Here is a 24,989-nt window from a genome sequence, read left to right as displayed (position 1 = left end):
GCGGAACGCGCAGCCTGCTCCCGAGGCTGATCCCCAGCGATTCTTGAAAATCCAGGAGTAAACACCATGAGCCCTTTCTTCCTCTCCACTCGCACCTCCGTTCTGGGGGCACTCGCCCTCGCCACCGCCGTCGGGCTGACCGCCTGTGGTGGTGCGGCCGATGCGGGGGATCCCACGGCCGGCGCGTCCTCGTCTGGTTCGGCAAAGGCGCCGTTCTTCAGCGAGCTGCCGGCGGCGATCCAGTCCGCCGGAACCGTCAACGTGGCCAGCAATGTCGAATACCCGCCGTTCGAGTCCTTCGACACCGACGGCAAGACCGTGGTCGGCATCGACCGGGAACTGGCCGACGCGCTGGAAAAGAAACTGGGCGTGAAGTTTGAGTTCAACAACATCGCCTTCGACGCCATCATCCCGGGCCTAGATTCCGGGCGGTACGACATGGGCATCTCCGCCATGTCCGACACCGTGGAACGCCAGAAGCAGGTGAGCTTCCTGGACTATTTTGAGGCCGGCGGCGGCATCATGACCACCACGGCCAACCCGCACGGCATCAAGGCCCTCGGGGACCTGTGCGGGCTCAAGGTCGGCATCGTCAAGGGCACCACCGAGGACGCCGACGCGGCGGCCCAGTCCACCGAGTGCCAATCGGCGGGCAAGCCAGCCCTGGAGACCACCATCTACGCCGGCCAAAACCAGGCCGTCCTCGCGCTGCAAAGTGACCGAGTGGATGCGTTCCTGGTCGACTCGACCTCCGGCTCCGTGGTGGCCGCCGAGAGCAAGGGTGAGCTGGCGATGGGGAACCGCTACCAGCAGATGCCCTTCGGCCTCGTCTTCCCCAAGGACAGCATGGTGCTGATGGGGGTCGTGCAGAAGGCCATGGAGGAGATCGCCGCCGACGGCACCTACAAGTCGGTGCTGGAGAAGTACAAGATGGGTGACCACGCGGTTGATAAGTTCACCGTCAACGGCGTCACCAAATGACCTTGTACGAAGCCTCCGAGGAGGAGGGCAACCTGACGATCGTGCCAGCCCGGTACACCGGGCGGTGGATCGTGGCCGGCGTCGTCCTGGCCCTGCTGGCCCTGCTGGTGTACTCGATGTTCACCAACCAGCGTTTCCACTGGGACACCGTGGGGGAGTACCTTTTTGCCCCGCCCGTGCTGGCCGGCCTGGGGAACACGCTGCTCCTGACGGCCGTATCCATGGCCATCGGCATCCTGCTGGGCATTGTGGTGGCGGTGTGCCGGCTCTCCGCCAATCCGATCCTGTCCACGGCGGCCTGGGCCTACTCCTGGTTCTTCCGCGGCACTCCGCTGATGGTCCAGCTGCTGTTCTGGTTCTTCATGGCGGCGCTGGTGCCCAAGCTTGTCCTCGGCGTCCCGTTTGGCCCCAGCTTTTTCGAGATCTCCACCAACACGCTGATCTCCCCGTTTACGGCCGCGCTGCTGGGCCTGAGCCTGAACGAGGGCGCGTATATGGGCGAGATCGTCCGCTCGGGCATCCGGGCCATTCCGCAGGGGCAGACCGAGGCGGCCAAGGCCATCGGGATGTCGCGGATGCAGACCATGCGCCGGGTCATCCTGCCGCAGGCGATGCGCGTGATCATCCCGCCGACGGGCAACGAAACCATCGGCATGCTCAAGTACACCTCGCTGGTCATCGTCATCGGCTACAGCGAGCTGCTGACGTCGGTCTCGATCATCTACTCGCGCACCTTCCAGACCATTCCGCTGCTGATCGTGGCGGCCTTGTGGTACCTGGCGGTTACCGCCGTGCTGTCCGTGGGGCAGTACTACATCGAGAAGCGGTTTGAGCGCGGGTTCACCCCGATGAAGGCCGCGAAGGCGGGCGGCCCGTCGCCGGTCTCCGGATCCGGCGTTGCCGCCGAAACCACCGACCCCACCGCCGCCGTCGGGCGCGTATCGGAATTGGAGAAGCTGTGATCAACGAACCCATCCTGCGGGCCCGCGATGTCCGCAAATCGTTCGGCCACGTTGAGGTGCTCAAGGGCATCAGCCTGGACATCGCCAAAGGTGAGGTCGCGTGCCTGCTGGGCCCCTCCGGCTCGGGCAAGAGCACCTTCCTGCGCTGCATCAACCATCTGGAGAAGATCGACGGCGGCCAGCTGTGGGTGCAGGGCGAGCGGATCGGCTACCGCCGGGCCGGCAGCAAGCTGCACGAACTCAAGGAGCATGAGACGGCCCGCCAGCGTGCCTCGATTGGCATGGTGTTCCAGCAGTTCAACCTCTTTCCGCACCGCACGGCGCTGGAAAACGTGATCGAGGGCCCCACCATCGTGCAGCGGATTCCGCGGGAGGCGGCGATCGAGGAGGGCATGGCGCTGCTGGCCAGGGTGGGGCTGGCGGACAAGCGGAACCACTACCCGGGCCAGCTCTCCGGCGGCCAGCAGCAGCGCGTGGCCATCGCCCGGTCGCTGGCCCTGAAGCCGGCGCTGATGCTCTTTGACGAGCCCACCTCGGCGCTGGATCCGGAGCTGGTGGGCGAGGTGCTCGATGTGATGCGCGCGCTGGCCGAATCCGGCATGACGATGATCGTGGTGACGCACGAGATGGGCTTCGCGAAGGAAGTGGGCAATGTGGTCCACTTCATGGCGGACGGCCACCTGGTGGAAAGCGGCGATCCCCGCCAGGTGCTGGAGGACCCGCAGGAAGTGCGCACCCAGGCGTTCCTGTCCAAGGTGCTGGCCTGAGCGTGGGAGCGCGGTCGATCCAGACGGTGTCCGGCGCGGGTACGTTCACCGGCGACGGCGGCGGTGCGTCGGGTGCCGTGGCCGAGTTGCAGCGGGCGCTGGGTCCGGTGGTCGCCGTCGACCTTGCGAGCCGGACCGGCCGGTCCCGCGACCGCTCGCACCTGCCCGCCGGGCTCCCCGACGCCGTCGTCAGCGCCCGTTCGACGGCGGATGTGGCCACCGCCGTGCGCATCTGCGCCGCGCACGGCGTGCCGGTGGTCCCCATCGGCGCGGGCACCGGGCTGGAGGGCGGGGCCAACGCCCGGCCGGGGACGGTCACCATCGATCTGTCCGGCATGGCGGAGATCCTGCGCGTCAGCTCGGCCGACCTGGACGCCACAGTGCAGGCGGGGGTGATGAAGAGCCGGCTCAATGCCGCGCTGGAAGCGGACGGGCTGTTCTTTCCGGTGGGTCCCGGCGTGGATGCCAGCGTGGGTGGCATGAGTTCCACCCGCGCCAGCGGCACCATGGCGGTGCGGTACGGAACCATGCGGGAGAACGTGCTGGGCCTGACGGTGGTGCTGGCCAGCGGCGAGGTGGTCCACACCGGCGGCCGGGCGCGCAAGTCCTCGGCCGGCTACGACCTCACCCGGCTCTTCGTGGGGGCGGAGGGCACGCTGGGCATCATCACCGAGGTCACCGTGCGGCTCCACGGCCAACCGCAGGCGGTCTCCGCGGCCGTGTGCGGATTCCCCACCCTGGCGGCGGCCACGCTGGTGGTGCAGGGGGCCATCCAGGCCGGGATTCCGGTGGCGCGGGTGGAACTGCTCGACGACACCATGGTGGCCGCCATCAACAGCTATTCGGCGCTGGGCCTGGCGCCGCTCTCCACACTGCTCTTTGAGTTCCACGGCACCGAACACGGTGTGGTGGAGCAGGCGGAGCAGGTCCGGGCCATCGCCGCCCGGTATGGGTCCATAGGCTTTGACTTCGCCGCCGGGGAGGCGGAGCGGGACAGGCTGTGGCGGGCCCGCACCGACGTGCTGCCCTCCTGCCAGGCACTGCTGGCGGGGTCGCACACCTGGTCCACGGATGTCTGCGTCCCCATCTCGCGGCTGGCCGAATGCATCGCCGCCACCAAGGAGGACATCCTCGCCTCCGGGGTGGTGGCGCCGATCGCCGGGCACGCGGGAGATGGCAACTTCCACCTGGCCTTTGTCCTGGCGCCGGGGGACAGCGGCGCGTTTGCCGCCGCGGCCGCCGTGAACGAACGGTTGGTGGCCCGGGCGCTTGGCATGGGCGGCACCTGCACTGGCGAGCACGGGATCGGCGCGGGCAAGACGGCGTCGTTGCGGGCCGAACACCCCAGCGGCGTGGGCGTCATGGCCGCCATCAAGGCCGCACTGGATCCGGCCAACATCATGAACCCCGGCAAGGTGCTGGCGGAACCGGACGGCGTGCGGTGAGGCTGTCCCAGGCCCTGCGTCTGGTCTCGGTGCCGCTGCCCACCGGGAGCCGGACGGACCGCCTGCTGGCCCGCTGCCACACTGTGGAGGATGTGCGCGCGCTGGCCAAACGGCGGCTGCCCCGCCCGGTCTTTGACTACGTCGACGGCGGTGCCGACGAGGAGCTCGCCCTGCGCGGGAACACCGAGGCCTTCCGGCGCTACGGGTACACCCCGGCGGTGCTCCGCGACGTCAGCGCGCCCAACCTCGGCACCCGGATCCTGGGCCGGCACGCCGCGGCGCCACTGGGCTTTGCCCCGACCGGCTACACCCGGATGGTCGGCGCCGGCGGGGAGGCCGCCGTCGCCCGTGCGGCAGCCGGCGCCGGGCTGCCCTACGTCCTGTCCACCATGGCCACCACCTCCCTCGAGGACCTGGCCGGGGAACCGGGCGACGGAGACCTGTGGTTCCAGCTCTACGTCTTCAAGGACCGGGTCCGGACCATGGATTTGGTGCAGCGCGCCCAAGCCAGCGGCTACCGGGTCCTGGAGGTGGCCGTGGACACGGCCGTGCCTGGCTTCCGGGTCCGCGATGTCCGCAACGGCTTCACCATCCCGCCCCGGCTTACCCCGGGGAGCCTGCTGGACATCGGGGCCAAGCCCGCATACTGGACGCGGATGCTGCGCGGGTCGGCGCTGGAGTTCGCCAATGTCTCCGGAGGGGCGGGCGGCTGCACGATCGAGAACGTTGGGTCCGCGTTCGACGCCGCCCTCACCTGGGGCGATCTGGCGCGGCTGCGCGCGGCCTGGGCCGGGAAACTGGTGCTGAAGGGCCCCCTCGGGCCGGCTGACGCGCTCCGTGCCCGGGACCTGGGGCTCGACGGCGTGCACCTGTCCAACCACGGCGGCCGGCAGCTGGACCGTTCCATTGCCCCCGTCGACCTCATCGCGCCGGTGCGGGCGGCCGTGGGCGCCGACTTCGGCATTCTGGTGGACTCCGGGGTGCGGCACGGTGCGGACATTGCCACGGCGGTGGCATTGGGCGCCGACGCCGCGATGGTCGGACGCCCCTACCTCTGGGCCCTGGCCGCTGCGGGCCAGCAGGGGGTTGACCATCTGGCGGCCCTGCTGGTGGGGCAGTTCCGGCGCACCATGGCGCTGCTGGGCGTGGCCAGCGTGGCCGAGCTGCGCGAGCACGGGCCGGAGCTGGTGGCGGACCACGGCCGGGCGCAGGCCTGGCCGCAGCTGATCGAACGATGACTTCGAAGGAGCAGAAAGCATGACTTTGGATACCAGAAGTGCCGGACCGGAGGCGCCAGCGGTGCGGCCCGTGCCCCGGCCCGAAATCGCCTCACTGCCGCGCTACTCGCGGGCCGCCGGGCTGGCGGGCGTCACCTGGGTGGCCTCCTCGAACGAGTCGACGGTGCCGCCGTCGCCCGCGGTCCAATCGGCCATCGCCGCCGCCGGGGCCGGCGTCAACAGGTACCCCAGCCTGTTTGGCGACCGGCTGACGGCAGCCATCGCCGGCCGGCTGGGGGTGCCTGCGGAGCAGGTCCTGGCCGGTGCGGGCTCCCTGCCGCTGCTGGCCCAGACGCTCGGCGCGTACACTGGTGCCGGCACCGACGTCGTGCACGCCTGGCGCAGCTACGAGGCGTACCCCATCCTGGTCGCCGTCGCCGGGGCACAGAGCGTCCGGGTGCCGCTGGATGATGGCGCGCGGCACGATCTGGATGCGATGCTGGCCGCCGTGACGGAGCAGACCCGGGTGGTGATTGTCTGCAACCCCAACAATCCGACCGGAACCCTGCGCAACCACGAGGATCTGGTGCGGTTCCTGGAACGCGTCCCTCCCCATGTGCTGGTGGTTCTGGACGAGGCCTACCGGGAATTCACCGAACCCGCCGACGATGCCGTGGCGCTGCTGGCGGACTTCGCCAATCTGGTGGTGCTGCGGACCTTCTCCAAGGCCTACGGACTGGCCGGGGCACGCGCCGGCTACCTGATTGCGTCGCCCGAGGTGGCCGGCACGATCCGCAGCGCAGCGCCGCCGTTCGGCCTGAGCATGGTGGCCGAGGCGGCCGCGCTGGCCGCTTGGCACGAGCCGGAGCTCATGGCGGAGGCCGTGGCGGCGGTCGCCCGGGAGCGCGCATACCTCACGGCCGGGCTGCGGCACCGCGGCCTGTCCGTGCCCGCGAGCGGTGGAAACTTCGTCTGGATTCCGGCGGACCGCGCCCTTGAGCTGGAGCGCGAATGCGTCCGCCAGTCCGTCTCGGTGCGCGCGTTCGACGGCGAGGGCGTGCGCGTCACCGTCGGCTGCCGCGAGGCCTCCGATGCCGTCCTCGCTGCCGTCGACACCCTCTGGCCCCGCTCGACCGGAGCGCCCGCTGGTTGAGCCTGCCGAAACCCTCGGTGGTTGAGCGCGCCGAAACCCTCGCTGGTTGAGCGGAGCTTGCGGAGCCGAAACCTGGTGGGCCGAGCGTGTCCCCGGCCACCATCGTGTTCCGCGGAGGGTCTCGGTCCCCAGCCGCTCCCACAGCTCGCAAGCTCGCAGCGGGTCCCTCTCGGCAGTGGGCCCCCCGCTTGACCACCGATTTCGCTGGTTGAGCGCAGCGGAGCGGAGCCGAGCCGAGCCGAAACCCTCGCTGGTTGAGCGGAGCTTGCGGAGCCGAAACCTGGTGGGCCGAGCGTGTCCCCGGCCACCATCGTGTTCCGCGGAGGGTCTCGGTCCCCAGCCGCTCCCACAGCTCGCAAGCTCGCAGCGGGTCCCTCTCGGCAGTGGGCCCCCCCGCTTGACCACCGATTTCGCTGGTTGAGCGCAGCGGAGCGGAGCCGAGCCGAGCCGAAACCCTCGCTGGTTGAGCGGAGCTTGCGGAGCCGAAACCTGGTGGGCCGAGCGTGTCCCCGGGTGCCGCCGCAGGCTGCCGGAGGTCTCGGCTCCGCTCGACCAGCGAACCCACCGTCGTCCGCGGGAGGTCTCGGCTTCGCTCGACCGCCGGGTCTCGACGGGCTCGACCAGCGAACCCGGCGGCGCGGCAACAACCTTGAAACCGCGTGGATATTCCTACGAAACGGCATCCTGAGGATACTGGGAGGTGTTCACTCGGACAGCTTGGGGGAGGTATCTACGAAGGGCGCGGACCATGCCAACTCGACTCAACCAGACGGTGGCCGATTCGGCCCTGTTGACCAAATCTTTGCCCCTGGAATTGCTCCGGGCCTTCGTCCAGTCGGATGCCGTCGATGACGGCCTCACACCGCGGTTCCTGGCGGATCTGAAGCTGTTGGCCCGCACCCCCAATCTGCTGGTGGCCTGCAATTACGGCGGCACGCTGTGCACCGCCGAGGGGATCTCCACGGAGACGCTCCCGCTGGGCAGCGCCGCCGTCGCGCTCCGGGCTTTGGCGGCCTTGCCGAACACCCACACCGCCGTGATTTCCGGCCGGTCGCTGCGGGACCTAGCCGCCGTGTCGCGGCTGCCTGCGGAGGTCCACCTGGTCGGCTCGCACGGTGCGGAGTTCGACATGGGCTATGCCCACGGCCTGTCCCTGGCCACGGAATCCGTGCTGCAGAAGGCGAGCCTGGCGCTGATGGAGGCCGTGGGGTTCGAGAAGGGCATCAGCATTGAGCGCAAGCCGGTGGCGGTGGCCGTGCACACGCGCCCGGCACAGCCCGCGGTGGTGGTAGCGGTCACCAGGCGTGCCGAGGAGGTGGCGCGGGAGCACAATCTGCACTTCATCATCGACGGATCGGTGCTGGACCTCTCCGTCGTCGAGCCGTCAAAGGGCGAGGCTTTGGAGCGCCTGCGGGCGCGGCTGGGCGTGAGCGCGGCGCTGTACGCGGGGGATGCGCCCAGCGACGAACTGGCCATCGCCACCCTGCGCGGCCCCGACCTGGCGATCCGGGTGGGGGATGCCATGCCCGCCCCGGGCCACCGGCTGCGCGACCCGGAGTCCTTTGCCCGGGTGCTGGCCATGCTGTTCGAGCTGCGCCGGGCCTGGCTGTTCGGCGAGGACGCGGTGGGCCTGGAACGGCATTCGATGATCGGCAACGGCTCCTCCACCGCGCTGATCACGCCCGAGGCCAAGATCTGCTGGATGAGCCACCCGCTGCCGGATTCGGGGTCCATCTTTGCCCACATCCTCGGGGGCGACGCCGCCGGGCACTTTTCCGTCGAGCCGCTCAAACCCTCTCCCGTGCTGGCCCAGCGCTATCTGGACAGCACGATGATCGTGGAAACCCGCTGGGCGGATGTGACGGTGACGGACTATCTGGAGCCGGCGCCCGAGGGCATCACCAGTCTGGTCCGCGTCCTGTCCGGAACAGGCGGTGCGCGGATTGTCTTCGCCCCGCGGCCCGACTATGCCAATGCCTCGTTCAGCATGGAGGCCCGCGGCGACGAGCTGCACATCATGGGCACCTCCGACCCCATCATCCTTTCCGCCCCGGTGCTGGACTTTTCCATCACCACGGACGGCCGGCATGCGACGGCGACGGCGGAGGCCAATCTGCGCAATGGACCGGTGGTGCTCACCCTGCGCTGCGGCGACACCGAGCCCTTCACCGCGGATCCGCAGGGGGAGACCGGGCGGCGTGCCGCCGTCGCCCTTGCCTCGCGGCGGTGGGTGCGCGGTCTGGAGCTGCCGGCCGTGAAGACCGCCCTGGTCCGCCGTTCCGCCTTGGTGCTGCGGGCCCTGGTGCACGAGCCGACCGGTGCCGTGCTGGCCGCGCCCACCACCTCGCTCCCGGAGGGGATTGGCGGGACCCGCAACTGGGACTACCGCTATTGCTGGCTCCGCGACGGCTCCATGACGGTCAAGGCCCTGGTGGACCTGGGGTCGACGGCGGAGGCCGAGGGCTTTTTGGACTGGCTGGGGCGGATCCTTGACAACGCTCCGGGACCGGAATGGCTGCATCCGCTCTATTCGGTGTCCGGTTCGCCGCTGTCCACCGAGGCCACCATCGAAAGCCTGCCCGGCTATGCCGGATCCCGGCCGGTGCGCATCGGCAATGCCGCGGACCACCAGGTGCAGCTGGACGTCTTCGGCCCGATCGCCGAGCTGATCCATGCGCTGGGCGTGCGCACCGGCGCGCTGACCGACGCGCACTGGGTGCTGCTGGAACAGATGGCCGCCGCGGTGCTGGCCCGCTGGCATGAGCCGGACCATGGCATCTGGGAGGCCCGCCGCCCGCCCCGGCACCACGTCTACAGCAAGGTCATGTGCTGGGTGACGCTGGACCGGGCGCTGCGGACGGCGGAGCAATTCGGCCGCGAGCCGCACGCCGACTGGGCGCCGACGGCGGCCACCATCCGCGAGGAGGTCCTGCGGGAGGGCTGGGACGGCGGCGCCGCCTCCTACACGGTGGCGTACGACAGCCCGGACCTGGACGCGGCGGTGCTGCACATTGGGTTGTCCGGCCTGCTGGACGTCGCGGACCAGCGCTTCCTGGACACGGTGGCCGCGGTGGAGCGCGAGCTCCGCGAGGGTCCCACCGTGTTCAGGTACAGGTACGACGACGGGCTGCCGGGCCTGGAGGGCGGCTTCCACATCTGCACCACGTGGCTGATCGAGGCCTACCTTGCGGTGGGCCGCTATGACGACGCACTGGAACTGTTCAACCAGCTGGTGAGCCTCTTTGGCCCCACCGGGCTGCTGCCCGAGGAGTACGACCCCGCCACGGAGATGCACCTGGGCAACCACCCGCAGGCGTACTCGCACCTGGGTTTCATCCGCTGCGCGCAGCTTCTGGACGCGCAGTCGGCACCGGAGGAATAGGCTGCCGCCGGGCCGCCGGGTTCCGCCGTTGGCGCCAGGGGCCTCGGTCCCCAGACGCTCCCACAGCTCGCAAGGTCGCTGCGGGCCCCCGCTCGACCAACGGGGCCGGTGATTGAGCGGAGCCAAGAGAGGCAGCAGGGTTCCCTGGCCGAGCGAAGCGAGGTTAGGGTGGCTGGCGAGCGGGAGCTGAAACCTGGTGGGATGGCCGTTCCCCCGGGGCGACGCCGGGCGCTTTGTCACTGTCGTCGCCGATGGCTGCGCCGCTGTGAGCGACGAGGCGCAGGCGCAGACCCTGGCGCTGCTGGCCGCGCTCCGGAGCGCGCCACCGCCTAACCCCTCACCAACTGTGTGACAGCAAATGCTGCCATGGCGCTCCATGGGAGCATTTGCTGTCACACAGATGCAGGTAAGGGCCGCCATAGACTTGTCGGGTGACTGATTTCTCGCATATCCCCGATGCCCCGCGCAGCGACAAGCCCGCTCTGCTGGCCGCGCTCGCCGCCGACCTCACCGCCCTGGACTACACCGTGGACGGCGTGGAGGCGCTGCTGGGGGCCGAGGCCTACGCCGCCTTTGGTCGCGACCAGACGGTGCCGGCGTCGCTGGCGCTCAGGCACAACGGCGGCCCGCTGGCCACGGTGGTCAAGCTCTGGCTGCTGGCGCAGCCATTGGACCACGCCGCCGTCGGGGCCGCCCTGCCCGCCCTCGGCGTGGACGGGCTGCTGGCGCTGGGCCTGGCGGAATATGCGCACCACGGCGCCACGCTGTGCGCCGCGGTGGACCTGCGGCCCTACGGCTGGCCCGCCGATGCCGACGGCGCGCCCGGTGCGGACCTGTGGGTGGCGAGCGACCTCGCCGCACACCAGCGCCCCGGGGTGCTGCGCAAGGACCATGTGCTGGGCATCGGCCAGGCCTCCCTGACGCTGGCCCAGGGCACCATCCGCCGCCAGGTGGACCGCGCCCTGGACCTGGGCACGGGCTGCGGCATTCAGACCTTCCACCTGCTCCACCACGCCCGCACGGTGGTGGCCACCGACATTTCCGAGCGCGCGCTGGCCTTCACCCGGTTCAACCTGCTGCTCAACGCCCCCGCACTGCAGCTGTCGGCGGCGGACTTCGACCCGGCCAATCCCGAGGCACGGATTTCGCTGCGCCTGGGCAGCCTGCTCGAGCCCGTTGCCGGGGAGGAGTTCGACCTAGTGGTGTCCAACCCGCCGTTTGTCATCACCCCACGGCACCGCGACGAGGCGGCGGCGGACCAGTTCACCTACCGCGACGGCGGCCTGCCCGGCGATGACATTGTGGCGACACTGGTGCGCACACTGCCCACCGTGCTGGCCCCCGGCGGCACCGCCCAGATGCTCGGCAATTGGGAGATCCGCGCCGACGCCGGGGCCTGGCACGCCCGCCCGGCGTCGTGGCTGGCGGAGGGCACCGAGGCCTGGTTCATCCAGCGCGAGATGGTGGGCCCGGGCCAGTATGCGGAGACCTGGCTGCAGGACGCCTCCGAAGCCCGGGACCAGGGCCACTACGAGCAGGCCTACGCGGACTACCTGGACGACTTTGCCTCCCGCAATGTGGCGGGCATCGGCTTTGGCTACATCTGGCTCCGCCGCCCGGAAACCGCACCGGCGTCCGGCGCTGCACTGCACCGGTTCGAGGAAATCCTCTACCCCATCGAGCAACCCATCGGCCCGCACCTGGCCGCCGCGGTCCAGCGCGCGGACTGGGTGGCCGCCCTGGACCCGGATGCCGAGGGCCTGGCCGGCGAGTACCTGGTGGTGGCCGAAGACGTTACGGAGGAGCGGCACCAGAAGCCCGGTGCCGAGCACCCGGGCGTGATCCTGCTGCGCCAGGGTGCGGGCCTGCGCCGGACCAACCTGCTCAGCACCGAGCTGGCCGGGTTTGTCTCCGCCAGCGACGGCGACCTGACGGCGGGCCAGCTGGTTGGCGCGCTCGCCACGCTGCTGGAGCGCGACGACGCCGCGTTTGCCCACCAGCTGCTGGAGGACGTGCGCAACCTGGTGCTGGAGGGCTTCCTGCTCCCCGCTTGAGGCCCCCGGGGCCCGGTGAAACTTCAAGTGGATGTTTCAGATCTGGCTATGCTGGGACCATGAACGCCCACGAGCACGGGACCCCCGGCACCGGGCCGGTGCCGCCGCAGGCCACGGCCGAACGGACGGTGGTGACCATCACCGATCCGCTGGCCATCCGCGCGCTGGCGCACAAGGTGCGCCTGGACGTGATCGAGGAGCTCTTTGCCTCGGAGGCCAGCCACACGGCCACGGCCCTGGCGCACCGGTTCGGGCTCACGCCCAGCGCCATGAGCTACCACCTGCGCGCGCTGGAAAAGTGGGGCTACGTGGTCCGCGCCCAGACGGGGCCCGATGCCCGGGAGCGCCATTGGAAGGCGGCGGGCGACACCCTGAATGTAGGCGGCTTGGCCGCGGCCTCGGACCTGGTCAGCTCCGCGCTGATCGACGTCACGCTCAATGCCGCCCGGGACAGGGTGGTGGCGGCCTTGCGCCGCGCGGACGGGGCCGCCGACGGCGGGAAGCCCACGCTGGTGGTCTCGACGTCGCAGCTCTTGCTCACCGAGGCCGAGGCCAAGGAACTGGCGCTGGAGCTTGAGGTGCTGGTCCAGCGGTACGCGGCGCTGCACCGGGCCACAGGGCCGGACGCCGAAGCCGACGGCGGCCCGGGCGTTTTGGCGCGGATGCACCTGACCACTGTCCTGACCCCCGACCTGGACCCCGGCGGCACCCGGCCATGATCCTCGCGGCGGGCACCACCTGGTGGCAGATGTTTCTCTGCCTGGGCATTGCCCTGCTGCTCTCGACGGTGATCGGCCTGGAGCGGCAGATCATGAACAAATCGGCCGGCATACGGACCCATGCGCTGGTGGGGCTGGGCGCGGCATTGTTCGTGGTGGCCAGCAAATACGGCTTCGGCGATGTGCTGGTGCCCGGCGCGGTGGTGCTGGACCCCTCCAGGATGGCGGCGCAGATTGTGACGGGCATCGGGTTCATCGGCGCCGGGCGGGTGTTTGTGCGGCGGAACAAGGTGCGCGGGCTGACCACTGCCTCCTCGATCTGGCTGACGGCGCCGGTCGGATCCAGTGCCGGGGCGGGACTGGTGGCGCCGGGTGGATGGGGAGGACGCCGGTGGGACCATCGCGCGGCTGCTCAACGGCGGCGATGCCGCGGCGGCCACCAACCTGGTGGAGTTTGAACTGGAGCTCGAGGGCCTGGCTTCGACGGACACGCTGCTGGGTGAACTCTCCGGCATCGGCGCCGTGACAGCCGTCTCGATCGACGACGAAAGCGAGTGATCCGGCGCCGGGAACGGCCCGGCCGGTGCCGCGGCCAGCAGGCCCGTTTACCTATTCAATGCGCGTTCGGGGTAAAAATATGGTGAACTAAGCACTTGGGGGCGCCGTTCGCCCATCTTCATTTCCCTGTAGGAGTACTGTGCCCAGCAAGGCAGCCAACAAGCCAAAAACAGGCAAAAAGCTTGTCATCGTCGAGTCCCCCGCCAAGAGCAAGACCATTGGCAAGTACCTGGGGGAAGGCTTTGTTGTGGAGGCCTCCATTGGCCATATCCGTGACCTGCCCCAGCCCTCGGACCTGCCCGCGGAGATGAAGAAGGGGCCCATCGGCAAGTTTGCGGTGGACCTGGAGAACGGCTTCAAGCCCTACTACGTCATCTCCCCGGACAAGAAGAAGAAGGTGGCGGAGCTCAAGGCGCAGCTCAAGGACGCCGACGAACTCTACCTCGCAACCGATGGGGACCGCGAGGGCGAGGCCATCGCGTGGCACCTGCTGGAAGTGCTCAAGCCCAAGGTGCCGGTGCACCGCATGACCTTTGCCGAAATCACCAAGGAATCCCTCCAGCGCGCCCTGGGCAACCTGCGCGAACTGGACACGGACCTGGTCGATGCCCAGGAAACCCGCCGCATCCTGGACCGCCTCTACGGCTACGAGATTTCCCCGGTGCTCTGGCGCAAGGTCTCCCGCGGCCTCTCCGCCGGCCGTGTGCAGTCGGTGGTGACCCGCATGGTGGTCGAGCGCGAGCGTGAGCGCATGGCGTTCAAGTCCGCCTCCTACTGGGACCTGCTGGGCTCCTTCACCCCGGTGGACTCCACCGAGGCCTTCACCGCCAAGCTGGCCGCCGTGGACGGCCGCCGCGTTGCCTCCGGCCGCGATTTCAACGACGCCGGCGTGCTGGTGGGCAAGAACGTGGCCCACCTGGACGAGGCCACCGCCAAGGCCTTGGCCGAGGCCCTGCAGGACGCCGATTTCGCCGTCCGCTCGATGGAGCACAAGCCGTACACGCGCCGCCCCGCCGCGCCGTTCACGACGTCGACCCTCCAGCAGGAGGCCGGGCGCAAGCTGCGATTCTCCTCCAAGTCCACCATGCAGGTGGCCCAGCGGCTGTACGAAAACGGTTACATCACCTATATGCGTACCGACTCCTCCGCGCTGAGCGACGAGGCCGTCAACGCCGCCCGCCGCCAGGCCTCGGAGCTGTACGGTGCGGAGTACATCCCCGCCGCCAAGCGCGTCTACGCCAACAAGAGCTCCAACGCCCAGGAGGCCCACGAGGCCATCCGCCCCGCCGGCGACTCCTTCCGCACGCCGGCCCAGGTGGCCTCCGCGCTCAAGGGTGACGAGTTCAAGCTGTACGAGCTGATCTGGAAGCGCACCGTCGCCTCCCAGATGGCCGACGCCAAGGGCTCGACGGCGACCATCCGCCTGGGTGCGGCCGCCGTGGGCGGGCCGGCCAACGGCCAGGACGCCGAATTCTCCGCCTCCGGCACAGTCATTACTTTCCGCGGCTTCCTGGCCGCCTACGAGGAGGGCAAGGACGAAGCCCGTGACAACGGCGAGTCCGACGGCGACCGCCGCCTGCCCAACGTCAAGGAGAAGGACGCCCTGCGCGCCACCGACGTGGCGGCCAACGGGCACGAGACCTCCCCGCCGCCGCGTTTCACCGAGGCATCCCTGACCAAGGAGATGGAAGAGCGGGACATCGGCCGCCCGTCCACGTACGCCTCCACGCTATCCACCATCATGGACCGCGGCTACGTGCGCAAGCAGGGCTCCGCGCTGGTGCCCAGCTGGGTCGCCTTCTCCGTCATCCGCCTGCTGGAACAGCACTTCACCGACTACGTGGACTACAAGTTCACCGCCGGCATGGAGACGGGCCTGGACCGGATCGCCAAGGGCGAGGAGGTCGGGGCGAACTGGCTCAAGGCCTTCTACTTCGGCTCCGACCACGACGCCGGCCTGGCCTCCATCGTGAACAACCTGGGCGAGATCGACGCCCGGGACATCAACTCCATCGCTATCACCGACACCCTGGTGCTGCGCGTGGGCAAGTTCGGCCCGTACCTGGAGAGCACCGTCCCTACGGTGGACCCCAAGACCGGGGAGATCATCGAGTCCGCCCGCGCCAATGTCCCCGAAGACCTGGCCCCGGACGAGCTGACGCCGGAGAAGGCCCGCGAGCTGATGGAGACGGCGGCCCCGGAGGAGCGCGTGCTGGGCGTCGATCCCGCCACCGGGTACTCCGTCGTGGCCAAGAACGGCCGCTACGGCGCCTATGTCACCGAGGTCATCCCGGAGCCGACGGCCGAAGAGCTGGCCAACGCCCCGGTGGAGTACTACAAGAACGGCAAGCCGAAGCCGCCGAAGAAGCCCGTCAAGGCCAAGCCCCGCACCGGATCCCTGTTCTCCACCATGACGGTCGAGACGGTCACGCTGGACGAGGCTCTGGGGCTGATGAGCCTGCCGCGCGTGCTCGGCGCCGACGCCGAGGACAACGAGATCACGGTGCAGAACGGCCGCTTTGGCCCGTACCTGAAGAAGGGCTCCGACTCCCGCTCGATCGCCTCCGAGGACCAGATCTTCACCATCACACTCGAAGAGGCGCTGGCGGTCTACTCCGAGCCCAAGCAGCGTGGCGCCCGTGCCGCCGTGCCGCCGCTGGCAGAGTTCGGCGAGGATCCGGTGTCCGGGAAGAACATCGTGGTGAAGGAGGGCCGCTTCGGCGCCTACATCACCGACGGCATCACCAACATCACCATCCCGCGCGACACCACGCTGGAGGAGCTGACCCGCGAGCGTGCCGTGGAGCTGTTGGCCGACAAGCGTGAGCGCGGACCGGCCAAGCGCACCGCCAAGGCCCCGGCAAAAGCCCCGGCCAAGCGCAAGGTGGCAGCCAAGAAGTAGCGGGGTCCGCCGCACCGGCCACGGTGCAGAAGGCCGTCCGGTCCGGGCAACTGGCAACAAATGTTGCTCCGGACCGGGCGGCCTTCTGTGTGCCCGGGTGCCTGACGCGACATAATGGGCACATGCGACTAGGCGTGCTCGACATCGGCTCCAACACCGTCCACCTGCTGCTGGTCGATGCCCATCCGGGCGCCCAGCCGGTGCCCTATGCCAGTTTCAAGCGGCCGCTGAGCCTGGTGGCGCATCTCGACGGCGACGGCAACATCGACGAACAGGGCCAGCACGAGCTCATCGAGTTCATCCTTGAGGCGTGGGAGTTTGCCGCCAAGCACAAGGCCAAGGACCTGCTGGCCTTTTGCACCTCGGCCATCCGCGAATCCACAAACGGCGCCGCGGTGCTGGCCCGCGTGGTCCGCGAAACCACCATCACGCTGACCGAGCTCACCGGTGCCGAGGAATCGGCCATGACGTTCTTCGCCGTGCGCCGCTGGCATGGCTGGGGAGCGGGCACCATCCTGAACCTGGACATTGGCGGCGGCTCCTTCGAAATGGCCCAGGGCCGCGACGAGCTGCCCGAACTGGCCCATTCCGTTCCGTTGGGCGCCGGACGGTTGACCCGCGACTGGCTGCCGGAGGATCCGCCGTCGGCCAAGAGCGTCAAGGAGCTGCGCAAGCACATCCGCTCCACCCTCAAGGCCCCGGTGGCGGAGATCTGCCGGCTGGGCGGGCCCAACCTTGTCACCGGATCCTCCAAATCCTTCCGCGCCCTGGCCCGCATCACCGGCGCCGCACCGAGCGCCATGGGCCCCCACGTCAAGCGCGAGCTCCACCTCTCCGACCTGGGCCTGTGGAGCCAGCGCCTGAGCGCCATGTCGGCCGCGGACCGGCTGCACCTCCCCGGCGTGTCCGAGGCCCGTGCCCGCCAGATGCTCTCGGCGGCACTGGTGGCCGAGGCGGCCCTGGAGCTGTTTAAGGTGCCCAGCCTGCAGATCAGCCCGTGGGCCCTGCGCGAGGGGCTGATCCTGCGCCGGCTGGACCAGCTGGTCTTCGACGGCCCGCTGGATCCGCCGGCCCATGTCAGCTACAAGCACAAGCCCGGCAAGCCGGGGTCCGCCGCGCCCGTGTCCGGTACGCTCGTGTCCGGTCGGGCGGGGTAGCGGCCATGGACGGCTCAGCAGTGAATGGACGCCACATCCCCGTTGCGCTGTCCACGGCCTCCGTGTATCCGCTCACGGTCCACGACGGCTTCGCGGTGGCCAGCGACCTCGGCTATGACGGCATGGAAATCCTGGTCACGCACAACGCCACCAGCCAGAATGCCGCCGCGCTCACCCAGCTCAGCGAGCGGTACCACCAGCCGATCCTGGCCATCCACGCACCCACCCTGCTGCTGACCCAGCAGGTGTGGGGGAGCGCCTGGACCAAGATCGAGCGTTCGGCCCAGATGGCGGTGGATGTGGGCGCCGACGTCGTGGTGGTCCACCCGCCCTTCCGCTGGCAGAACGGCTACGCGGAGACCTTTGCCCAGGGCGTGCGCGACATTGCGGAGACCTTTGGCGTGAAGATCGCGGTGGAGAACATGTACCCGTGGCGGGTGCGCGGCCGCGAGGCGCTGGCCTACCTGCCGCACTGGGATCCCGTCCGCCAAGACTACGAGGACGTCACCTGGGACTTCTCGCACGCCGCCACCGCTGACGTCAGCTCGCTCGAGGCGGCCAAGGCGCTGGGCAGCCGGCTGCGCCATGTGCACCTGACCGACGGCACCGGCTCGGGCCGCGACGACCACCTGATTCCCGGGCACGGGGACCAGGAATGCGCGGAGGTCCTGGACCTGATCAGCCGGAACGGGTTCGACGGCGTGGTGGTGGCGGAGATTTCCACCCGGAAGGCCAAGGGGGCGGGGGAGCGCGAGGAATGGCTCGCCGAGACCCTGCAGTTCGCCCGCAAGCATCTGGGCCAGGACACCTAGCCTTCCGGCGGTGCGCGGGAGCGGAGCTTGCGGAGCCGAAACCCGGCGGCCGGGCCTGGGTCTCCGCGCGCTCGTTCCTCGCTCGGTCGACCACCGGGGCGTTTCGTTGGTTGAGCCTGTCGAAACCAACGAAGTGGCCTTAAAAGCGAAATCGCCGGAGGGCCTGCCTGGGGATGGGGGGAAACCCTGGCTGCTCTCCGGCGATTCGATCGGTCTCCAGGACGGGACCAATCCGATCATCACTCGCACCTTCATGAGGTACTTAGAACTCTAGGACCACAGTTTGGGAGCAGGCAGTGCGTTGGCTGGATGTTTGCCGTTAATCGCCGGGACGCTCCGTGGGAGGGCCGGCTGCGGCACAAGCCTCGTTAAAAGGGAACGCGCCGAAGGGCCAGTCCAGCGGTTGGGGGGAATCGCTGGCAGCCCTCCGGCGCCCAGGCCAGCATCCGGCGAACCGGATTCTGGCCTTTCATCACTCGCACCTTTATGAGGTACTTAGAACTCTAGGCTGCAAATCTGACAAAAACCTTGGCTGATACTGGGAAAACGCTGACAATCGGACTTTGGTGGAAGGATGGGGGCATGACCAACAGAATTGCATTCCTGGGCTGCGGATCCATGGGCGAGGCCATCCTTGCCGGTCTGCTTGCCGCCGGAACACAGCCGTCCGCCGTCGTCGCCACCGTCCGCCGCGTTGAGCGTGCCGAGGAACTGGCCGCCCGCCACGGGATCACAGCGATCTCCTCGAACGAGGAAAGCGCCGCCAACTCCGAGGCAGTTGTCGGGGCCGATGTGGTGATCCTGGGCGTGAAGCCCGTGGGCATCGCCGCCCTGTGCCGCGAAATCGCCCCCGCCCTGGGCCGGGGCACGGTTGTCATCAGCGTGGCAGCGGCCGTGTCGCTGGAGCAGCTGGAGGCCGCCCTGCCCGCGGGCCAGCCCGTGGTCCGCTCCATGCCCAACACCCCGCTGAAGGTGGGCCGCGGTGTGGTGGCGCTCTCCGCCGGCACCTCCACCACCGTGGAGCAGCTGGCCACCGCACACCAGGTCTTTGACGGTTCCGGCATTGTGCTGGACGTGCCGGAGGACCAGCAGGATGCCGTGTCTGCCATCAGCGGTTCCGGCCCGGCCTATGCGTTCTACCTGGCCGAGGCAATGGCCGCCGCGGGTGTGGAGTTTGGCCTGTCCGAGGCCACCGCGCGCGTGCTGGCACGCGAGACGGTGGCGGGGGCGGGCCTGATGCTCGCCGAGCCCGGGGCGGACCCCACCGCCCTGCGCCGCGCCGTCACCAGCCCTAACGGCACCACGGAGCAGGCCATCGCCACGTTCGACGCCCGGGGCCTGCCGGGCATCATCTCCGCCGGGGCCAAGGCCGCCGCCGCCCGCGCCGCAGCCATCACCGCCGAGCTCGCCGGGCAGTAGCGCCGGGAAAATACCGCACCGTGCTGCGCAGCGGAAGCCCGCAGCACTGCGCAGCAGCTGCGCTGCGTACGGTTGGCAGCAAACGCTGCGCGGAACGGCCCGTCCCGGGGCCAGTCAGCCCGCCGGGGCGGATTCGAGGGCGAGCAGCAGGCTCTTGGCCGCCGCCCCGCCGAGGTAGCCGCCCTGGCTGCCGTCGCTGCGGACCACGCGGTGGCAGGGCACCACCACGGGCAGCGGATTCTTGGCGCAGGCCGTGCCGACGGCGCGCACCGCCCGCGGGCTGCCCGCCAGCTGGGCCACCTGGGCGTAGCTGGCCGTGTGTCCGTAGCCGATCCCGGGCAGCGCCGCCAGCACGGCGAGCCGGAATCCGGTGGCCAGCCGGAAGTCCAGCGGCAGGTCGAATTTCTGCCGTGCGCCGGCAAAATACTCCTCCAGTTCGCGGGCCACGGGATCAAGCCGCCGGGGCGCCCTGAGCACCCGCGGGCTGATGGTGCGCGCCAGCAGCTCCAGTACGGCGTCGTGCCCCTCGCTGGCGAAGGCTACACGCACCAGTCCTGCCTCGGTGGCGGCCACCAGCAGCGGCCCCAGCGGGGTGTCGACGCTGCGGTAGGCCACGTCCAGGATGCCCTCGGCCTGCGCCGCGGCGGAGAGTGCCAGCGCCAGCCGTGCGACGGCGCCGTCGTCGGACGCCGCTGCCGCGGGGCTGAGCAGGGGGGCCAGCAGCGGCGCGAGCTCCGGCGGGCCACCGGCCTGGGTCTGGGGTGCGGATGTCATCTCAAGTCTCCATTCGTGCGGGCACGCAGGGTCTTCATGCCATCGGCGGCGGCCCTGCGCGCGGCGGCTTCGGAATTGCCCAGCAGCTCCGCGACACGGGCGAAGGGCAGGCCGGCCAGGTAGTGGTAGCCGATGGCGGCGCGCTGCTTGGGCGGCAGCGTGGCCACCACACCCCACAGCGCCGCCGCTTCAAGCCCAAGCCCGACGGCGGAACGTGGGTCGGCGGATTCCGGCAGCTCGGACACGGGGTGCGGCAGCCGCACGGCGCGGCGGCGGTGGTCGATGGCCTTGTTTTTGGCAATCGCCACCAGCCAGGCCTCGGTGTTGGCGCCGCCGTCGAGCTCCGGATAGGCGCGCAGGGCGGACAGGAAGGTCTCCTGCCACACGTCCTCGGCATCGGAAAACCCCACCAGCGCCCGGCACAGCCGCAGCACGGCGGCACCGTGCCGCTCCACCAGCACCTCGAACGGTGCCTTGCCGGGCGGAAGCCGGGCCGGGGACGCCATCAGAACAGCGCTTCGGTGTGCCCGCGCGCGGGGTTTTCCAGCTCCAGCAGGAAGCGCTTGCGGTCCAGGCCGCCGGCATAGCCCACCAGCGAACCGTCCGCGCCCACCACCCGGTGGCACGGGACGATGATGCTGATCGGATTGCGGCCGTTGGCGGCGCCCACGGCCTGCGCCAGGGACGGCTCGCCCAGGGCGCGGGCGATGTCGCCGTAGCTGCGCAGCTCGCCGTAGGGGATCTGCACCAGCGCCTCCCAGACCTTGTGCGCGAATCCATTCCCCACCGCGGCCAGCGGCAGGTCGAAACCGTGCCGGGTGCCGGCAAAGTACTCGCCCAGCTGCTGCGCCACGGCGGAAAAAAGCTGGTCGCCGCCGGGTTCCACCCGCGCGCCCATCGTCTCGATCCCGGGCAGCCGTTTGTGGCTTTCCATGTACAGCCCGCACAGGGCGCCGCCGTCGGCCACTGCCGCCAGCGCGCCCAGCGGCGAGCCGATCATTGCATGGGTCTTCATCATCCACTCCACTTCCACTCCCTGCGGGACTGCCGCCCGAAGTCCCCGGATGGAGTGAACGGCACGTCAACACTGGGTAGACGCCCCCGCGGGGGCTTTCGTGAGATCTACGGGCGGGCGGCGAAGCGCTCCAGCAGGTCCACGTGGCCCGAGACGATCAGCATGTCCTTGCCGGAGACCTTGGTGTCCGGCTGGGCGTAGGTGAAGTCTTCGCCCGGGCTCTTCACGCCCACCACCGTGATGCCGTATTTGCTGCGCACCTTGGATTCGGCCAGCGTGAAGCCCTGGGTCTCCTTGGGCGGGTACATCTTCACGATCGCGAAATCGTCGTCGAACTCGATGAAGTCAAGCATCCGCCCGCCCACCAGGTGGGCCGCGCGGACACCGGCGTCGGCCTCCGGGTAGATGACGTGGTTGGCGCCGATGCGGGTCAGGATCTTGCCGTGCGATTGGGTGATGGCCTTGACCCAGAGGTGCTCGATGCCCAGGTCCACCAGGTTCACGGTGATCAGCACGCTGGATTCGATGGAGGTGCCCACGCCGACGACGGCGGAGCTGAAGTCCTGCGCGCCCAGCTGGCGCAGCGCGTCGATGTTGGTGGCGTCCGCCTCGACGACGTGCGTGAGCGTGCCGGCCCACTTCTGGACCAGGGCCGGGTCGCGTTCGATGGCCAGGACCTCGCGGCCCTGCTTGACCAGCTGGGCTGCGGTGGAGGCGCCAAAGCGGCCCAGCCCGATGACCAGGACTGGCGCGTTGTGCGGCGGACGGTTGCTGGAGCTGGACTTCTCAGCCAATGATTGGCCTCTCTTCCGGGTAGTGGTACAGCTGGCGGCGCTGGCGCAAGGCCAGGGCCGCGGCGAGGGTGATGCTGCCGACGCGGCCGGCGAACATGAGGATGGACAGCACGTAGACGCCCGACGGCGGAAGCTCGGCGCTGAGCCCGGTGCTCAGGCCCACGGTGGCAAAGGCGGAGATGGTCTCAAAAAGCACCCGGTCCAGGCTGGCCCCGCTGATGGCCAGCAGCAGGCCGGTGGCCACCAGCACAAAGGTGGCGCCCATCATGATCACGGAAATGGCCACCCGCATGGTGCCCTGTGGGATGGTCCGGCCGTAGATTTTCACATCGCTGTCGCCGCGGGCCTCGGCCACGATGGCCAGGAACATCACGGCCAGGGTGGTGACCTTGATGCCGCCGGCCGTGGAGGCGGAGCCGCCGCCGGCAAACATGAGGGCATCGGAGAGCAGCATGGTGGAGGAATTCATCGAATTCATGTCCACCAGGTTGAAGCCCAGCGAACGGGTCATCACCGAGGCAAAGATGGAGTGGGTGATCTTGTCGCCCAGGTTCATATACCCGATGGTTTGCGGGTTGGTCCACTCCATGGCGCCCCACAGCACGGCCCCGGCCCCCAGCAGCATCAGCGAGACCTGGACTGTCAGTTTGGCATGCAGCGTCCAGCGTTTGACGTTGAAACCGGTGGCCAGCAGGACCATCATCACGGGGAAGCCGAGGCTGCCGACAAAGCCGCCCACCATCAGCGGCACCAGCACCCAGAGATCGTTCTCGTAGGGGACCACGCCGTCCGAATGGGGTGTGAATCCGGCGTTGTTGAACGAGGAGATGGAGTAGAAGAGCGCGTGCCACAGGGCCTGAGGGAAGGACTCGCCGAGCACCATGAAGCGCGGCGCCAGGAACAGGGCAATCACCACCTCGGCGGCCACCGACGTCGCAATGACGATCCGCAGCAGCGTGCCCACCTCGCCCAGCCGGCCGGCATTCATCGCCTCCTGGGCGATGAGCTTGCCGCGCACGCCCAGGCGCTTGCTGACCATCAGGGACATCAGCGAGGCCAGCGTCAGGATGCCCAAGCCGCCGACAAAGATGCCGACCAGGATCACCACCTGACCGAAGAACGTCCAGTGCAGCGCCGTGGACACGGTGGTCAGCCCCGTCACGCACACCGCGGAGACGGCGGTGAACAGGGCGTCGTGGAAGGGGGTGGCCGTCCCGCTGGTGGCGGCGATGGGCAGGGACAGCAGGGTGGTGAACACCATGATGACCAGCGCAAAGACGATCAGCGCCAACCGGGCGGGGGAGCTGTTGGCCACGCGGTCCACAAAGTCGCGCACCGTGCCAACAACGCGCGGTGTTCGGCCACGTTGGGCCGGAAAGCCTTCGCGAGCTGGCGCGAGCTGAGCCTTGTTGGCCATTGCGCTTTCGGCACCTCCCTGCCCGCATTTGAATGGCGGGCCCTCGCGGGCCCCAATGGCCCTGTTGAGTAGTTAACCACCTTTTGGGCCCCGTTACGGGGCCGCAGCGGGCCCATGGCCGTGCGGCTCTGGTCCGCCGGCGCCCCGGGCGCCACACCGGCCACGGCCAGGGCGGCGCCCGGGGCGTGCATTCGATAGCCTGTGGTGGATGTCATTCTTTGCCAGTTCCGGCCCGGCCGCCGTCCCCACCACCCTGGTGTGGGACCCCTCGCTGACCGCCTACAACTTTGGCCCGCAGCATCCCATGACACCCGCCCGGCTGGAATTGACCGCCCGGCTGGCCCGGGATCTGGGCATCTTCGACCGGCCGCAGGTGCGCATGCTGGCGCCCGAGGTGGCCAGCGACCCTCAGCTCTCCCGTGTGCACACCGCGGAATACATCCAGGCCGTCCGGCGGATCAGCGAGAACCCGATGCAGGCCGACCCCATCCATGGACTGGGCACCGAGGACGACCCGGGCTTTGCCGGCATGCACCCGGCCAGCGCCCGGCTGGCGGGTGGCTCCCTGATGGCGGCCGAGGCCGTGCTGGCCGGCACCAGTGTCCGGGCGGTGAACTTCTCCGGCGGCATGCACCACGCCCACGCCGGCAAGGCCAGTGGCTTTTGCATCTACAACGACGCCGCACTGGCCATCGCTGCGCTGCTGGACGGCGGCGTCGGGCGGATCGCCTACATCGACATCGACGCCCACCACGGCGACGGCACCCAGGACATCTTCTGGGACGATCCGCGGGTGTTGACCATTTCGCTGCACGAGAGCGGGCTGACGCTCTTCCCCGGCACCGGCTTCGCCAACGAGACGGGCGGGCCGAACGCCGTCGGCACCGCCGTCAACGTTGCCCTGCCCGCCCATACGGGCGACGCCGGCTGGCTGCGGGCCTTCCATGCCGTCGTGCCGGCACTGGTGGCCGCCTTCCGGCCCGACGCCATCGTCAGCCAGCATGGCTGCGACTCGCACCGCGAGGATGCCCTGACCCACCTGAACACCTCGGTCGATGCCCAGCGCGAGGCGGCCCTGAGCATTGCCGCGCTGGCAGCCAGGCACTGCGGGGACCGCTGGATCGCCACCGGCGGAGGCGGCTACAACGCCACCTCGGTGGTGCCGCGGGTGTGGAGCCACCTGATGGCCATCGCCACCGGGGCGCCCATCCCGCTGCGCACGCCTGTGCCGCAGCCCTGGCGGGACCATGTGCTCGAACGCCATGGTGTTGATGCGCCGTTGCTGATGGGGGAGGACGCCGACACCTGGTGGCGGTCCTGGGAGGTGGGCTACAACCCCGCCGACGCCCTCGACCGCACGGTGATGGCCACCCGCAAGGAGATCTTCCCGCTCTACGGGCTGGATCCCTGGTTCGACTGACCGCCTCCAATGGATGCCTTCCGGTGCATATATCGCTAGGG

At 69.6% G+C, this 24,989-nt stretch carries 20 protein-coding genes; 15 read left to right on the top strand and 5 right to left on the bottom strand.

Translation table 11 applies throughout. The annotated features are described in order from the left end of the window. The first annotated feature begins 66 nt into the window (after positions 1-66). From ACQCSX_RS12005 to proC, 14 genes are all read left to right on the top strand, one after another. Positions 67-981, top strand: a complete 915-nt coding sequence (locus tag ACQCSX_RS12005) for a transporter substrate-binding domain-containing protein (RefSeq protein WP_427015545.1) — start codon at positions 67-69, stop codon at positions 979-981. Continuing rightward, the gene (locus tag ACQCSX_RS12000) at positions 978-1,943 is read left to right on the top strand and encodes an amino acid ABC transporter permease (RefSeq protein WP_427015544.1); all 966 of its coding nucleotides are present in this window, start codon (positions 978-980) and stop codon (positions 1,941-1,943) included. Before ACQCSX_RS12005 ends, ACQCSX_RS12000 begins: the two co-directional genes overlap by 4 nt. Beyond that, positions 1,943-2,710, top strand: coding sequence for an amino acid ABC transporter ATP-binding protein (locus tag ACQCSX_RS11995; RefSeq protein WP_427019039.1), 768 nt, complete (start codon positions 1,943-1,945; stop codon positions 2,708-2,710). The genes ACQCSX_RS12000 and ACQCSX_RS11995 overlap by 1 nt, the downstream gene beginning before the upstream one ends. 2 nt (positions 2,711-2,712) lie before the next feature. Next, positions 2,713-4,155 (top strand): FAD-binding oxidoreductase, encoded by a 1,443-nt coding sequence (locus ACQCSX_RS11990; RefSeq protein ID WP_427015543.1) that lies wholly within the window; start codon positions 2,713-2,715, stop codon positions 4,153-4,155. After that, on the top strand, positions 4,152-5,393 hold the full coding sequence (locus ACQCSX_RS11985) for an alpha-hydroxy acid oxidase (protein ID WP_427015542.1): 1,242 nt from the start codon (positions 4,152-4,154) through the stop codon (positions 5,391-5,393). The genes ACQCSX_RS11990 and ACQCSX_RS11985 overlap by 4 nt, the downstream gene beginning before the upstream one ends. A 19-nt stretch (positions 5,394-5,412) precedes the next feature. After that, positions 5,413-6,525: a histidinol-phosphate transaminase gene (locus ACQCSX_RS11980; protein WP_427015541.1), complete on the top strand. Its 1,113-nt coding sequence runs from the start codon at positions 5,413-5,415 to the stop codon at positions 6,523-6,525. 748 nt (positions 6,526-7,273) lie between these two features. Then, positions 7,274-9,907 (top strand): trehalase-like domain-containing protein, encoded by a 2,634-nt coding sequence (locus ACQCSX_RS11975; protein WP_427015540.1) that lies wholly within the window; start codon positions 7,274-7,276, stop codon positions 9,905-9,907. A 431-nt stretch (positions 9,908-10,338) separates the two neighbouring features. Then, complete coding sequence (locus tag ACQCSX_RS11970; protein WP_427015539.1) at positions 10,339-11,961, top strand: DUF7059 domain-containing protein; 1,623 nt, start codon at positions 10,339-10,341, stop codon at positions 11,959-11,961. 59 nt (positions 11,962-12,020) lie between these two features. Further along, positions 12,021-12,680: a winged helix-turn-helix domain-containing protein gene (locus ACQCSX_RS11965; protein WP_427015538.1), complete on the top strand. Its 660-nt coding sequence runs from the start codon at positions 12,021-12,023 to the stop codon at positions 12,678-12,680. Further along, entirely contained in the window at positions 12,677-13,138 is a 462-nt protein-coding gene (locus ACQCSX_RS11960) for an MgtC/SapB family protein (RefSeq protein ID WP_427015537.1), read from the top strand. Before ACQCSX_RS11965 ends, ACQCSX_RS11960 begins: the two co-directional genes overlap by 4 nt. Before the next feature lie 239 nt (positions 13,139-13,377). Next, positions 13,378-16,140 carry a type I DNA topoisomerase gene (gene topA / locus ACQCSX_RS11955; RefSeq protein WP_427015536.1) on the top strand — a complete coding sequence of 921 codons (2,763 nt, stop codon included), beginning with the start codon at positions 13,378-13,380 and terminating at the stop codon, positions 16,138-16,140. A gap of 122 nt (positions 16,141-16,262) precedes the next feature. Further along, positions 16,263-17,297 (top strand): Ppx/GppA family phosphatase, encoded by a 1,035-nt coding sequence (locus tag ACQCSX_RS11950; RefSeq protein ID WP_427015535.1) that lies wholly within the window; start codon positions 16,263-16,265, stop codon positions 17,295-17,297. A 5-nt stretch (positions 17,298-17,302) separates the two neighbouring features. Beyond that, positions 17,303-18,109: a sugar phosphate isomerase/epimerase family protein gene (locus tag ACQCSX_RS11945; RefSeq protein WP_427015534.1), complete on the top strand. Its 807-nt coding sequence runs from the start codon at positions 17,303-17,305 to the stop codon at positions 18,107-18,109. A gap of 582 nt (positions 18,110-18,691) precedes the next feature. Next, positions 18,692-19,528 carry a pyrroline-5-carboxylate reductase gene (proC, locus tag ACQCSX_RS11940; RefSeq protein ID WP_427015533.1) on the top strand — a complete coding sequence of 279 codons (837 nt, stop codon included), beginning with the start codon at positions 18,692-18,694 and terminating at the stop codon, positions 19,526-19,528. A gap of 114 nt (positions 19,529-19,642) precedes the next feature. Here the strand turns inward: proC and ACQCSX_RS11935 are convergent, their stop codons facing one another. The 5 genes from ACQCSX_RS11935 to ACQCSX_RS11915 all read right to left on the bottom strand — a co-directional run bounded on the left by ACQCSX_RS11935 (position 19,643) and on the right by ACQCSX_RS11915 (position 23,447). Beyond that, the gene (locus ACQCSX_RS11935) at positions 19,643-20,302 is read right to left on the bottom strand and encodes a methylated-DNA--[protein]-cysteine S-methyltransferase (RefSeq protein ID WP_427015532.1); all 660 of its coding nucleotides are present in this window, start codon (positions 20,300-20,302) and stop codon (positions 19,643-19,645) included. Beyond that, the gene (locus tag ACQCSX_RS11930; RefSeq protein ID WP_427015531.1) at positions 20,299-20,808 is read right to left on the bottom strand and encodes an RNA polymerase sigma factor; all 510 of its coding nucleotides are present in this window, start codon (positions 20,806-20,808) and stop codon (positions 20,299-20,301) included. The genes ACQCSX_RS11935 and ACQCSX_RS11930 overlap by 4 nt, the downstream gene beginning before the upstream one ends. Next, positions 20,808-21,317 (bottom strand): methylated-DNA--[protein]-cysteine S-methyltransferase, encoded by a 510-nt coding sequence (locus ACQCSX_RS11925; protein WP_427015530.1) that lies wholly within the window; start codon positions 21,315-21,317, stop codon positions 20,808-20,810. Before ACQCSX_RS11925 ends, ACQCSX_RS11930 begins: the two co-directional genes overlap by 1 nt. A gap of 107 nt (positions 21,318-21,424) precedes the next feature. Beyond that, complete coding sequence (locus tag ACQCSX_RS11920; RefSeq protein ID WP_427015529.1) at positions 21,425-22,111, bottom strand: potassium channel family protein; 687 nt, start codon at positions 22,109-22,111, stop codon at positions 21,425-21,427. Next, a complete protein-coding gene (locus tag ACQCSX_RS11915) occupies positions 22,104-23,447 on the bottom strand; it encodes a TrkH family potassium uptake protein (protein WP_427015528.1) in 1,344 nt (447 codons plus the stop codon). The genes ACQCSX_RS11920 and ACQCSX_RS11915 overlap by 8 nt, the downstream gene beginning before the upstream one ends. A 289-nt stretch (positions 23,448-23,736) precedes the next feature. On the opposite strand from ACQCSX_RS11915, the gene ACQCSX_RS11910 reads away from it, so the two are divergent. After that, the gene (locus ACQCSX_RS11910; RefSeq protein ID WP_427015527.1) at positions 23,737-24,948 is read left to right on the top strand and encodes an acetoin utilization protein AcuC; all 1,212 of its coding nucleotides are present in this window, start codon (positions 23,737-23,739) and stop codon (positions 24,946-24,948) included. Positions 24,949-24,989: the final 41 nt, after the last annotated feature.

It is taken from the genome of Pseudarthrobacter sp. P1, from assembly GCF_050156935.1.
GTDB lineage: Bacteria > Actinomycetota > Actinomycetes > Actinomycetales > Micrococcaceae > Specibacter.
This window is presented reverse-complemented; position numbering and strand designations above follow the sequence as displayed.